Source organism: Arcobacter roscoffensis (assembly GCF_024267655.1).
GTDB lineage: Bacteria > Campylobacterota > Campylobacteria > Campylobacterales > Arcobacteraceae > Arcobacter_B > Arcobacter_B roscoffensis.
In genome coordinates this window covers 486,382-499,701 of record NZ_CP100595.1, presented here as the reverse complement: position 1 = coordinate 499,701, position 13,320 = coordinate 486,382, and the positions used below count along the sequence as shown (strand labels likewise).

The 13,320-nt window shown below is 28.2% G+C and carries 14 protein-coding genes; 4 read left to right on the top strand and 10 right to left on the bottom strand.

What is annotated here, in order from left to right; genetic code table 11:
* Positions 1–7: 7 nt before the first annotated feature.
* On the bottom strand, positions 8–436 hold the full coding sequence (locus NJU99_RS02465; RefSeq protein WP_254577154.1) for a CoA-binding protein: 429 nt from the start codon (positions 434–436) through the stop codon (positions 8–10).
* Between the two features lie 278 nt (positions 437–714).
* Here NJU99_RS02465 and NJU99_RS02460 point away from each other — a divergent pair, with 278 nt between their 5' ends.
* Genes NJU99_RS02460 through NJU99_RS02450 form a run of 3 tightly spaced genes read left to right on the top strand, consistent with a single transcriptional unit; the run spans position 715 to position 3,585 of the window.
* Entirely contained in the window at positions 715–924 is a 210-nt protein-coding gene (locus tag NJU99_RS02460) for a DUF4492 domain-containing protein (protein ID WP_254577153.1), read from the top strand.
* Complete coding sequence (locus NJU99_RS02455) at positions 921–2,450, top strand: cytochrome ubiquinol oxidase subunit I (protein ID WP_429726351.1); 1,530 nt, start codon at positions 921–923, stop codon at positions 2,448–2,450. The genes NJU99_RS02460 and NJU99_RS02455 overlap by 4 nt, the downstream gene beginning before the upstream one ends.
* 1 nt (position 2,451) lies before the next feature.
* On the top strand, positions 2,452–3,585 hold the full coding sequence (locus tag NJU99_RS02450; protein ID WP_254577151.1) for a cytochrome d ubiquinol oxidase subunit II: 1,134 nt from the start codon (positions 2,452–2,454) through the stop codon (positions 3,583–3,585).
* 236 nt (positions 3,586–3,821) lie between these two features.
* Here the strand turns inward: NJU99_RS02450 and NJU99_RS02445 are convergent, their stop codons facing one another.
* The 7 genes from NJU99_RS02445 to NJU99_RS02415 form a co-directional block, all read right to left on the bottom strand.
* Entirely contained in the window at positions 3,822–4,868 is a 1,047-nt protein-coding gene (locus NJU99_RS02445) for a DHH family phosphoesterase (protein WP_254577150.1), read from the bottom strand.
* Entirely contained in the window at positions 4,865–5,266 is a 402-nt protein-coding gene (locus tag NJU99_RS02440; protein ID WP_254577149.1) for an Rrf2 family transcriptional regulator, read from the bottom strand. Before NJU99_RS02440 ends, NJU99_RS02445 begins: the two co-directional genes overlap by 4 nt.
* Positions 5,267–5,435: 169 nt before the next feature.
* The gene (gene rpsO, locus NJU99_RS02435) at positions 5,436–5,708 is read right to left on the bottom strand and encodes a 30S ribosomal protein S15 (protein WP_254577148.1); all 273 of its coding nucleotides are present in this window, start codon (positions 5,706–5,708) and stop codon (positions 5,436–5,438) included.
* A 104-nt stretch (positions 5,709–5,812) separates the two neighbouring features.
* Positions 5,813–6,340, bottom strand: coding sequence for a 5-(carboxyamino)imidazole ribonucleotide mutase (gene purE / locus NJU99_RS02430; protein ID WP_254577147.1), 528 nt, complete (start codon positions 6,338–6,340; stop codon positions 5,813–5,815).
* Positions 6,337–7,488 (bottom strand): 5-(carboxyamino)imidazole ribonucleotide synthase, encoded by a 1,152-nt coding sequence (locus NJU99_RS02425; RefSeq protein WP_254577146.1) that lies wholly within the window; start codon positions 7,486–7,488, stop codon positions 6,337–6,339. The genes purE and NJU99_RS02425 overlap by 4 nt, the downstream gene beginning before the upstream one ends.
* Positions 7,489–7,509: 21 nt before the next feature.
* Positions 7,510–7,800, bottom strand: coding sequence for a P-II family nitrogen regulator (locus tag NJU99_RS02420; RefSeq protein WP_254577145.1), 291 nt, complete (start codon positions 7,798–7,800; stop codon positions 7,510–7,512).
* 1 nt (position 7,801) lies between these two features.
* Positions 7,802–8,788 carry a sodium-dependent bicarbonate transport family permease gene (locus NJU99_RS02415; protein ID WP_254577144.1) on the bottom strand — a complete coding sequence of 329 codons (987 nt, stop codon included), beginning with the start codon at positions 8,786–8,788 and terminating at the stop codon, positions 7,802–7,804.
* A gap of 203 nt (positions 8,789–8,991) precedes the next feature.
* Between NJU99_RS02415 and NJU99_RS02410 the strand changes: the two genes are divergently transcribed.
* On the top strand, positions 8,992–11,307 hold the full coding sequence (locus NJU99_RS02410; RefSeq protein WP_254577143.1) for an EAL domain-containing protein: 2,316 nt from the start codon (positions 8,992–8,994) through the stop codon (positions 11,305–11,307).
* Between the two features lie 2 nt (positions 11,308–11,309).
* Here the strand turns inward: NJU99_RS02410 and moaA are convergent, their stop codons facing one another.
* Together moaA and NJU99_RS02400 are read right to left on the bottom strand one after the other, a co-directional pair.
* Positions 11,310–12,281, bottom strand: coding sequence for a GTP 3',8-cyclase MoaA (gene moaA / locus NJU99_RS02405; protein ID WP_254577142.1), 972 nt, complete (start codon positions 12,279–12,281; stop codon positions 11,310–11,312).
* Between the two features lie 60 nt (positions 12,282–12,341).
* Positions 12,342–13,259, bottom strand: a complete 918-nt coding sequence (locus NJU99_RS02400) for a glycosyl transferase (RefSeq protein WP_254577141.1) — start codon at positions 13,257–13,259, stop codon at positions 12,342–12,344.
* Positions 13,260–13,320: the final 61 nt, after the last annotated feature.

Here is a 13,320-nt window from a genome sequence, read left to right as displayed (position 1 = left end):
CTTTTTATTAAAAATTATTTGCGTGTTCTATCTTAGTACATTTATTTTGTACTACTTTCATACCCGCTTCTTTTGCTTTAGCAGCAGCTTCATTATTTACTAAACCTAATTGAGTCCATACAGTATCTATATCTCCTCTTTTTATAGCAGCATCGACAACAGCAGCAATAGCATCAGGCTTTCTAAAAATATCAAGCATATCAATCTTAAAAGGTATTTCTTCTAGACTTCTATATACTTTTTCACCTAAAATCACATCTTCTTTTGGGTAAATAGGAACTATCTTAAAACCAGCATTTTGTAAATACTTAGCAACTCTATTTGAAGCTTTTTCTTCATTTGGTGATAGTCCTGCAATTGCTATAGTTTTTGTATTATTAAATATTTCAATTATTTCTTCATTATTAGAATTTACACTTGGAAATTCGCACTCCATTTTATATCCTTTATTTTTTATTATCATAATCAATAATTATATCATATAAAACTTATTAAGAAAAAAAATATAAATATTGAAATATTATTTATTTTTTATTGAAACTATTTAAGACAATTTTTATCCACTTTTACACAATAAACTTAATTAAATAAATAATTATTCACTAATGAAGAAACTTATTATAAGTTTAACTTATGTTCATTTTATATATTTTTAATATTTATTCCTTTATCATTTCAATATATAAGTTTAAATTATAGAAAGGTGATTAGTTTATGTTATTAAAAAACTTTTTAAATATGTATATTGAAGGCTTTAAAAACCTAAAAATCGGTAAAACACTTTGGAAACTAATTTTTATAAAACTTTTTTTTATTTTAGTACTTCTAAAATATTTTATTTATGATGACAACTTTAAAAATACATACAAAACACAAGAAACAAAAATAGATTTTGTATATAAAAATATTACAAAGGATAGATAATGGAAGAGCATTTAGTAGACTGGTCTAGAGCTCAATTTGCCCTAACAGCAATATATCACTGGTTATTTGTACCACTTACATTAGGACTTGGTTTTATTATTGCAATTATGGAAACTATTTATGTGAAAACAAATAGTGATTTTTGGAAAAAAACTACAAAATTTTGGATGACACTTTTTGCCATAAACTTTGCTATTGGTGTTGCTACAGGAATTATAATGGAGTTTGAGTTTGGGACTAACTGGGCAAACTACTCTTGGTTTGTAGGAGATATATTTGGAGCACCTTTAGCGGTTGAAGGGATTTTGGCTTTTTTTATGGAGTCAACTTTTTTTGCTGTTATGTTTTTTGGTTGGGATAAAGTATCAAAAGGATTTCACTTACTTTCAACATGGTTAGTTGCAATTGGCTCAAATCTTAGTGCATTATGGATATTAGTCGCAAATGGTTGGATGCAATATCCAGTGGGAATGACTTTTAATCCTGATACTGTAAGAAATGAAATGAATAACTTTTGGGAAGTTTTATTTTCTCCTGTTGCAATTTCAAAGTTTTTACATACAATTTCTAGTGGGTATATAGTTGCATCACTATTTGTAGTTGGTATTTCTGCTTGGTATTTACTAAAAAGAAGAGAAATAGAGTTTGCTAAAAAATCTATGATTATAGGAGCTACTTTTGGTTTAATCTCTTCTATTTTTATTATAATAAATGGAGATGAATCAGCCCACCAAGTAGCTCTTAAACAACCAGTTAAACTCGCAGCAATGGAAGGTCTTTATGAAGGAAAAAAAGATGCAGGAATAGTTGCTCTTGGTATTTTAAATCCTAAGAAAACTCTTACAAATGATGAAGATACTTTTCTTTTTGAACTAGAAGCACCCTATGCCCTATCACTTCTGGGATACCATGATATTCATGCTTTTGTTCCAGGACTTAAAGATCTAGTTTATGGAAATGAAAAATATAATATTATTCCAACTTCACAAAAAATGGCTCAAGGTAAAATAGCAATACAAGCACTAAAAGATTATAAAGAAGCTAAAAGAAACAATGACCTAATAGCTATAACAAAACATGAAAAAATACTTAGAGAAAATATAAAGTATTTTGGATATGGGCATCTTAATAAACCTGAAGATATTGTGCCTCCTGTTGGTATTACTTTTTATGCTTTCCATATTATGGTAGCTCTTGGCTCTTGGTTTTTAGCCTTATTTGCTTTACTATTATTCTTTGTTCTTAAAAAAGATATTTTAAAGTATAAATGGCTTTTAATAAGTGCAGTAGCTTCAATTCCTTTAGGATATATAGCAAGTGAAGCAGGATGGATTGTAGCTGAAGTTGGACGACAACCTTGGGCTATTCAAGACTTAATGCCTGTTGGAATTGCTGCAACTGATATTTCATCTACAAATGTAAAAATTACATTTTATATGTTTGCCTTTTTATTTACTGCACTTTTAATAGCAGAAATTAAAATCATGCTAAGACAAATTTCAATTGGTCCAAATGGAGGTCATTAACATGTTTGAAGAACTAACACTACTACAATTACAACAATACTGGTGGATCATAATCTCATTACTTGGTGGTATTTTTGGATTTATTATGTTTGTGCAAGGTGGGCAAACTCTGTTTGGAACTATTTCAAAAGGGGATGAGACTTTAAAAACAATGCTTGTAAACTCACTTGGTAGAAAATGGGAACTTGGTTTTACAACGCTTGTTTTATTTGGAGGAGCTTTATTTGCAGCTTTTCCTTTGTTTTATTCTACTAGTTTTGGTGGGGCTTATTGGGTTTGGATGTCAATTTTATTTTGTTTTATTATTCAAGCTGTATCTTATGAGTATAGAAAAAAGACTCAAAACTTCTTAGGTCAAAAAGTATATGAAAGCTTTTTATACATAAATGGAAGTTTAGGTGTCATCTTACTTGGAGTTGCTATTGCTACATTTTTTTCAGGTTCTGCTTTTAGTGTAGATGAAAACAACTTTTCTCACTGGCATACAAGTTTAAGAGGATTAGAGGCTTTAGCAAGTCCTTTTAATCTAAGTCTTGGTTTTGCCCTATTCTTTTTAGTTAGAATCTCTGGTGCTTTATATTTCATCAACAATATAGACCATGTCATTATTAGACAAAGAGCTATTAAAAGTATAAAAATAAATATGCCTATCTTTTTATTTTTCTTTTCTGTTTTTCTGTTTTTACTATTTACAAAAGATGGTTTTGCTTATGATACTGAGGGTTTTGTTTATTTAGTTGAATACAAATATTTACATAACTTTTTAGAAATGCCTATAGTTTTTGCTCTTTTTATTTTAGGAATTATTATGGTTGTAGTAGCTGTTGTTGTAACTATTCACTTTAATATGACTTGTTGTATTAAAACAGGTGGATTAGGAATAGTTTTAACTGTAATGGCACTATTTTTAAATGTTGGATTTAATAATACAGCATATTACCCATCTGTATATGATTTACAAAGCTCACTTACTATACAAAACAGTTCAGGTAGTCACTACACTTTAACAACTATGTCTTATGTATCTTTTATGGTGCCTTTTGTAATAGCATATATCACATATGTTTGGTATCAAATGGATAAAGTAAAAATCACAAAAGAGGAAATAGAAGATCCTCACGCACACAATTATTAGGAGATTAATATGGAGTATCTAAGTTCAATTATTTGGCTTTGTTCATGGCCTATAGTTATATATATGGCTTATAAATTATCATTAAGAAATATTAAGGAAAAGTAAATGATAAGGGCTATGAAAAAAGGATTTGTATATTTTCTTTTTATAATTATAGTAATAAATGTAGTTCAAGATTTAAATAAAAAAGATTTGAAAAGTGAGGTAAAAACTCATACTAGTTATATCAACAAAGATTAGAGTTTATCTAATCTTTGTTGAATGAAGTTTTTCACTTCTTCATAATGTATAGTTTCTTTAAAAGTATCAAACTTAGCACCAGAGGCATTTACATGACCTCCTCCATTTGCAAGCTTTTGAGCCATTAAAGAAACATCTACTTTTCCATCTGCTCTAAATGAAGCATTTCCTTTTCTTCCGATATCAATAAAGAAGTCATAATCAGGATTTGCCTTTAAAAAAGCATTTGCAGGAATTGAAATAGAACCTAAACAATGAGTTAATAATCCCTTGTGTCCATTATAAGTAACAGTAAGATTCTCTTTTACATCTGCAAGTGTTTTAACTAAATATTTAGCACTTAGATTATCTAAAGTATCATCATTTTTATCAAGCCTTAAAAACTCTTTTTTGAAAGAGTGTACTTGATTATCAAGCTTTATATTTCCATCTTTTTCATTTATAAAATCAACTGCTTTTTTAAGTAAAAAGATTCTATATTCTCTATTTAAATCTGCAAAAAGTACATTGTTTATTTCTCTTGCTTTACTAACCATTGACATTAAAACTTTTCCAAACTCAAAGTTTTTATGTTGGTCTTCTAACCAAATATCAATAGCATTTATCGCATCAACCAAAGGCTTCATCCAAGCACTTGTATCACAAATAAAACCATCATACTCTTCAAACATATAATCATATACAATTCTTGTAGCACATCTAGTTGTGTCTAAATAGTACCAATGAAATTTATCAGCACTTTTTTGTCCTGTTGCATGGTGATCTAGAAGTTGAAGTTTTATATTGTAACCATCTTTAATTAGAGCTTCTATATCTCTATCTAAATCTTTTGATTCTTGAAAAGTAAGATTTAAATCACTAATTAAAAATAAAATTTCTTCATCTTTAAATTCTTCTATTTGCTCTAAAACTTTTTTAATACATAGCTTAACTTCTAAACCATAATTAGCATTGTAGAAAAAACCTTCTTTAAAATACTCTTTTGTAATTAAATGACAACCATAACCATCTAAGTCATTATGTGAAATATGAAATAGTTTCATGAAGCAATATCTTTTAGCGTTAATTCTTCTAAAAAGCCATTGATTTTTGATTGTAAGTTATTTAGAAGAGGCCAAATTGTACATAGCATACCTTTATGACTTGGGCAACTATCTATTGATGGTGCACACTCAAAAACTGATGGTATTTTCTCTTCTGCTGCTGTTGTAATTTCTAATATTGTAATTTCATCCCATGACTTTTTTAGAGCAAATCCACCATTTACACCTCTATGAGATACTACAATCTGATGTTTTGCAAGATTTTGCATGATTTTTGCTAAAAATGATTTTGAAATGTCTAATTCTTTTGATAATACGTCAACATTCTTTGGATTTTCACTTTTTGCAATTGAAATCAAAGAAAGTAAGGCATATTCACTTTTTTTTGTTAATAACATTTTTGTCCCGATATTTTTTATTATTTGTATTTTACATGAAGTATGGTTAAGATAAGTTATTGTGAAGTGTTAAAAATGATAATTACTATTCATTTTACTTAGAAAAAAGACCAAAAAAAAGGCCACAAGCTCCCTTGTGACCTTTTTCTAAATTTATTAAATAGACTAATTACTTAGCTCTAATTCCTAATGAAGCTACTAATTCAGTAAATTCAGTGTAAGATTTAGCTTTTAAGTATTTTAATAATCTTTTTCTTTTTCCAACCATTTTTAAAAGACCTAATCTTGAAGAGTGATCTTTTTTGTTGATTTTTAAGTGCTCAGTTAATACTTTGATTTGCTCTGTTAAAATTGCAATTTGAACTTGCGCTGAACCTGTATCACCATCTTTTTTTGCATATTTTGCTACTATACTTGCTTTTACGTCCTGATCTAAAGCCATCATGACCTCCTAATAGGTATATTTATTCTCACTTCAAATTAAAGTGGTCGCGAATTATACTATGTTTAAATTAAACTTAGATTAACTTTTAAAAGAATTAGGATTTATTTTCCCATTTCTTTTAAATATTTTTCATACTTGATATCTTCAAGCTTAACAGCTTTAGTTTCAACTTCTTTTCTCATTTGTTTTTTATACTCAGAGATTTTCTTTCTAACTTCTTTAGATTTTACTCCAATAGTTTGAGCTGCTAAAATTCCAGCATTTTTAGAGTTGTTAATTGCAACTGTTGATACAGGAACTCCCCCTGGCATTTGAACAATAGATAATAATGAATCTAATCCACTTAAAGAAGAAGTTTTAACAGGTACACCAATTACTGGTAATGCTGTTAATGAAGCAACCATTCCAGGTAAATGAGCAGCTCCACCAGCTCCTGCAATAATTGTTCTTAGTCCTCTTTTTTCTGCTTTTTTAGAATACTCAAAAAGCTTTTCAGGTGTTCTGTGTGCTGATACGATTGTTAATTCATACTCAATTCCAAAAAATTCTAACATCTTTGCAGCATCTTGCATTACAGGTAAGTCTGAATCACTCCCCATAATAATCCCAACTAATGGTTTTTTACTCATACTTTTTTGCTCCCTTTTATTTTTAATATTTCTTTTGCTTTTTCAACTTTTTCTAAAGCTCCATCTACAGTATCATCTAAAACTGTAATATGTCCCATTTTTCTAAATGGTTTTGTCTCTTTTTTAGAGTAAAAGTGAAATGATAATCCATCAATTTCTAAAGTTTCATGGATACCTTCAATTACAGGTTCACCTGTAAAACCTTCTTCTCCAAGTAAGTTAACCATAGCAGCTGGTGTTATTAATTTTGTTGAACCTAATGGTAAATTTGTTACAGCTCTAATAATCTGCTCAAACTGAGAAGTTGCACAGGCTTCAACTGTGTAGTGTCCTGAATTATGAGGTCTTGGCGCAATTTCATTTACTAAAAGTTCATCATTATTTGTTAAGAATAATTCAACACCAAAAATACCTACACCATCTAAAGCTTCAATAGAATCAATTGACATTTTTCTTGCAGCTTCTTCTATTTTAGAATCAACTTTTGCAGGAGCAATTACAATATCACAGATATTTACTCTATCATCAAATAACATTTCAACCACAGGATAACAAGCAATTTGACCTTCAATATTTCTTGAAACCATTACAGCTAATTCTTTTTTAATATCAACTAACTCTTCAATAAAAGTCTCACCAGGCAGTGCATTTTGTAAATCATCTTTATCTTTTAATAAAGCAACACCTTTACCATCATATCCACCTTTTCTAGCTTTTTGAATAATAGGCAATCCAAAGCTTTCTAAATCAGCAGGAGTTTGTACATTTTTATATTTTGGAACTGGAATTCCTTTTTTGTCTAAAAACTCTTTTTGTTTGAATTTATCTTGAATTAACTCAATTAAGTAAGGTGATGGGTGGATATTATTATCCTCATCATAAAGTTTTTTAAGAACTGATGTATCAACATGCTCTAACTCAAATGTAGTAACATCACTATCTTTTACAATTTGCTCAAGTTTATCTTTATCAAAAAAACCACCTACAATTTGCTTATCTGAAACCTGAGCTGCTGGACAGTCAAGTGTAGGATCAAGTATAGTTACATGAAAACCCATTTTTTTAGCTTTAACTGCCATAATTTTACCAAGTTGTCCACCACCAATAATTCCTAATTTCAAATTAGAATAATTAAAATCTTTTGTCATTCTTCCCTCTTTACAAATATTTTATAATAACCACATTACATCAGATACGATACATTTACCACTATATTTTTTTGAAAAACTTCTAATGTCTTCTTTTGTATTTAAAAAGACCTGCTCATCACAAACAGTAAAAATATAATTATTACTAAATACATCAGTAACTTCATCTGCTTGTCTTAGACCATGTTCTCCATTACCTTCTATATCTTTGATAATAGTGTATCTAGTTATTCCATTTTTTCTAAATAGTTCTAAAAGTTTATTTGTATAAACTGATTCTAAAACTATTTCTATTTTTTTCATTTTTTTCATGTTAGCCCCATATTAAATTTATAAAGTAGTAGTAAATAGGTATCCCTAATGAAATATTGAAAGGGAAAGTTACTGCTAGACTAAGTGGTAAATAAATACTTGGATTAGCCTGAGGTACTGATAGTCTCATAGCTGCTGGTACTGCTATATAAGAAGCACTGGCACTTAATAAGGCTAAAAGGAAAGCATCTCCTTTTGAGATCTCAAAAAAGTAAGCAAATGATATTGCAATCGATGCATTAACTAGGGGCATTACTAAAGCAAATACAATTAAAAACATACCAACTTTTTTAAGTTCATAAAGTCTTTTTGCAGCAACAAGTCCCATATCAAGTAAGAAAAATGCTAAAACACCTTTAAATAAAGTTCCAAATAAAGGCTCCATTGAGTCCCAACCTCTTTGTCCTGTTACAATACCAATTATTAAAGCTCCAATTAAAAGAAATACAGAAGGGTTTAAAAATGCCTCTCTTAAAATCTCTTTATAATCAGTTTTTTCAGCTACTTCGCCCTCTTTTAATTTATCTTTTGCAAAAATAGCTGCAAAAACAAGACCTATTACAATCGCTGGCGATTCCATTAAAGTCATAGCAGCAACCATATATCCACCATACTCTACACCAATAGTTTGAAGATAAGTGATACCTGTTATAAAAGTAACTGCACTAATAGACCCATAGGTTGCAGATATTGCTACTGCATTGTAGGTATCAAGCTTAACTTTTAATATAAAGTAACTGTAAATTGGAACTAAAATAGCCATAAATACAGCCAAAGATAAAGCTTTTAAAATATAAAGGTCTAAACCACTTTTTGATAACTCATATCCACCATGTAAACCAATAGCTATTAATAAATACAAAGAAAAAAACTTTGGTAAAGGTTGAGGGATATTTAAATCTGATTTGAAAAAAACTGCAAGCATTCCTAAAAAGAAAAACAATATTGGAGGGTTCATAATGTTTTGAATGATTAAATCTATATTCATAAGTATATAATTTCCTATTAATTCGTTTATTAAATAGACGGTATTATATCTAATCTATTCTTAGAGTAAAAAAAGCCTATAAAAACTAAAAATTATCTACGTTATATTTTTTAGTTCTCATAATTATATTTTAATAATTTAATATTACTATGCTATAATCTCGTCTAATTATTAGACACTAAAACTCAAAGGCTTTAAACTTTATGACTAAAATTTTAATTATTGAGGATTCAAAAACTTATAGCAATACTTTATTAGCATTATTAAGAAAGCCTAATTTTGAAATTCTACAAGCTTTTACTATCAAGCAAGCCCATGAAAAAATAGACGAGACACCTGATATTGATTATATTCTACTTGACTTAATCCTTCCAGATGGAGAAGGGGATGAACTAATACTTAACTTATCAGATAAAAAAAATAAATCAAAAATTATCGTGCTTACAGGAAGTAGTGATATTCAAAGAAGAAACTATTTATTTGAACATGGTGTTGTTGATTATTTTTCAAAAGAAACACCATTAAAAACTCTTGTAAAAGATTTACATAACTTAATTATAAATCTATCGAAAAATAAAGAAAAAGAAATATTAGTTGTGGATGATTCTTCTTTTGTAAGAAGATCTATTACTAATATTTTAGAAACAAAAAACTATAAAATATCTAGTGTAAAAGATGGACAAGAAGCCATTGACTTTTTAAAACACCATAGTAAAATAAATCTTATTTTTTTAGATTTAGAAATGCCTAAAATATCTGGTACACAAGTTTTAGAACTAATTAAAAAAGATACTAGAACAAAAAATATTCCAGTAATAATTCTTTCAAGTAGTGAAGATAGACAAAAATATGCATATGTTATAAAACATGGAGCTATTGATTTTATGAAAAAACCTTTTTTAACAGAAGAGATTCTTTTAAAAGCAGATTTACATATTTCACAAGCTGAATATATTGAAACAATTGCAGAACAAGCTAAAGAATTAAATGAGTATAAAAGAGTTTTAAATGAAAGTGATATTATCAGCAAAACTGATCCAAGGGGAATTATCACTCAAGCAAATGATAAATTTTGTGAAATAAGCGGATATTCACAAGAGTACCTACTAGGAAAATCTCATAATATAGTAAGACATCCGGATATGCCTAAAAAAATATATGAAGACATGTGGAAACATATAAAAGAACATAAAACTTTTAAAGGTATTATAAAAAACCTAAGACGTGATGGTACTTCTTATTATGTGGATGCAACTATTTCTCCAATTATTGATATAGATGGAAATATTAAAGAGATTATTGGAATAAGACATGATATTACAGATGTTATGAACCCTAAAAAACAGCTTCTTGCTGACTTGTCATATTTAGAAAATCCAACATTGATATTTTTACAAATTGCAAATTATGATCTTTTTAAAGAATTTTATTCAGAAACTTTAATGCATACTTTTGAATTTGAGTTTGAGCAAGTAATTTTAAACTACTTCCCTTATGATTTTAATCTTAAAAAAGTATATAACCTAAATAATGGGCTTTTTGCGTTCTTAAAAAATGAAGAATTAAGTGATGGGAAGATCGAATACACTCTTAAAAAAGTAATAGAGAAATTTAAAGAGATTGGTATTTCATTTATGGAAACTAGCTATGATGTTGATATTTGTATTAGTTATGCTAAAGAAGGGAATCATATTTTAGATGATGCTTATTTAGCTATACAACATGCTTTAAAATATAAAATACCAATAATTGATGCAAAAAACTTCCATAGACGTGCTCAAATAGAAGCACGAAATAAACTTAAAAATATTGGTATTATAAAAGATGCTCTTGCAAAAGAGGGAAGTTTTATTTCATACTTCCAACCTATTATAAATAATAGAACAAACAAAATTGAAAAATATGAATCTCTAATTAGACTTATAGATAAAAATGGAAATATATTATCACCTTTTCAATTTTTAGATGTAGCAAAAAAAACAGGTTACTACTCAGATATTACAGAACTTGTAATACAAAACTCTTTTAATGCATTAAAACATACAGATAAAGGTATAACAATAAATCTATCTTCATCTGATATTGAAAACTCTAAATTAAGAACTCTTTTATGGAAGCTTGTAAGCAAAAAAGAAAATCACGGAAGAGTTACTTTTGAACTTCTAGAAGATGAAGAAGTTAAAGATTTTGATTTAGTTAAAGAGTTTATTTTAAAAAGTAAAATGCAAGCAGGTGTTACTATTGCAATAGATGACTTTGGAAGTGGTTATTCAAACTATGAAAGATTACTTCAATTTCAACCAGATATATTAAAAATTGATGGCTCATTAATAAAAAATATTCTAACAGATGAATATAGTAAACATGTTGTTGAATCTATTATTGTATTTGCAGTTAAACAAAAAATTAAAACTGTTGCTGAATTTGTTGGAAATGACGATGTATTACAAAAAATAAAAGAATTGGGGATAGATTATTCTCAAGGATACTTCCTAGGAGAGCCTAAAAGGCTCTTCTAAATTTATCCACCTGTTTGGTAAAAAGCTCTTGATGATACTTCATTATCATCTTTAACTGACCATTTATTTTTTTCTGGCTTATCTTCTAAAACTTTTTTCAAAATAGCAGTGGCTTCATCAATTTTATTTGCTCTTACTGCATCTTTTATACTCATTGCATCTTCAAAATATAAACATGGAATTAAATAACCCTCAGCAGTTAGTCTAATCCTATTACATGCTGAACAGAAATCATCTTTGTGTGGCTCAATAATACCAAACTCATATCCATCTTCAAGCTTATAATATTGTGCTGGTGAGCTTGTATCTCTTGGAACTATTTCAAAGTTTTCATATTTTTTTGAAACCCTTTGTTTAATTTCATCTGAATTTAAACCTTTTGCACCATCTTTTGCATGATGATTTTCCATAAATTCAATAAATCTTACAGTATAGCCTTTTTCTTTACAAAAATCTAATACCTCAAGAACATCTTCATCATTTATTCCTTTAATAGGAACACAATTTATTTTTATTTTTAAGCCTGCATCATCTGCTGCTTGAATACCTTTTAAAACAGTCTCAAGTACATTTTTTTGTGCAATTTTAGAAGCAGTAGCAGGGTTTAAAGAATCCAATGAAATATTAATTCTTTTAAGTCCTGCATCTTTTAATTTTTGAGCTGCTTTTGGAAGTAAAAAACCATTTGTAGTTAAGGCTAAATCTATATCGTTTTTATAATCATAAACCATTTTTATAAATTCGTCTAAACCCTCACGAAGAAGTGGTTCTCCACCTGTGATTCTTACTTTTTTTATTCCCTCGTCAATTGCAACTTTTATAAATTTAAATAAATCTTCATATGAAAGTAGATTCTCTTTTGGAACCCAAGAAAAAGGTTTTTCAGGCATACAGTACTGACATCTAAAATTACATCTTTCTGTAACTGATACTCTTAAATAATCTACTTTTCTTCCAAATCCGTCAATTAACATTTTCTTATCCTAAATTTTCTTATGTTTGAAGCATAATATAATTTTCCTTAAAAGGTAAAATTAATTTAACCTTTCCCAAGCTTCTTCTAGAGTTTTTACTCTGTTTGAAAATACTAAGTATAAAGCTACATTAAACTTTGCTAGTCTTAATATCGCATCATCTGGGTTTTTAACTATATTTAAAGCTTCATTTAAAGTGATTTTATCAAATTCCTTGTCATAGAAAACACCATAGTTTTTTAAATCAAAAGATGTCTCTACAATTTCATTTTCAACTTTTCTCCAAAACTTACCATTTTTAAACACCTCAGGACTACCTTCACTTGCTTTAACTACAATAACTTCTTTAAAATCTTCTTCAAAAATATCTAAATATTTTTGAACATATGGTTTATGAAATGCCGTTGTCACACCATATTCACTTAAACCTGGATTTAAAAGCTTTTCTACTGTATTAAAAGCTGTTCTAAGTCCTAATTCATGTCTTAAAGTTGTTAAATCACTCAACTTATTTAAGTATTCTATCCTATTAAAGTAGAATAAAAATCGACCTAGGTCAAGATTTTCAAATATTTCTTTAGTTGTTAGTCCATTTTTTGCAGGTTGCACAAAATCACCTGAAATAACAAGGTTTAATTTTCTTATATCTTTGTTTTTTTGATAAAATTCTTCAAGAATACCATCAAATAATGGAAATAGAAATGGGTTCTTCACTCTACCATCAAAAGAATATCCAAGTTCCATAGAGTCCTCAACTTTTTTTGGATTCATAAAAGATTTAAGAGCTTTTACAGTTCCTTTTAATTCACCTATTGTTTCAAACTTTGTTCTCCAAGCTACTAAAAAAGCTCCTATTTGTGCATCTGTAACATCTCTATTTAATATTAATTTAATTGCATCAATAATCTCATCTTCTTCAAGTTCTCTATTACCTTTAGGCCCTGTTCCAACTGCTTTTATATATTTTTTAAAACTCATTTTATACCTTATAAATGTTTCATTTAATTTATTTTTTTTGTAGGATAATATACAATAGCTT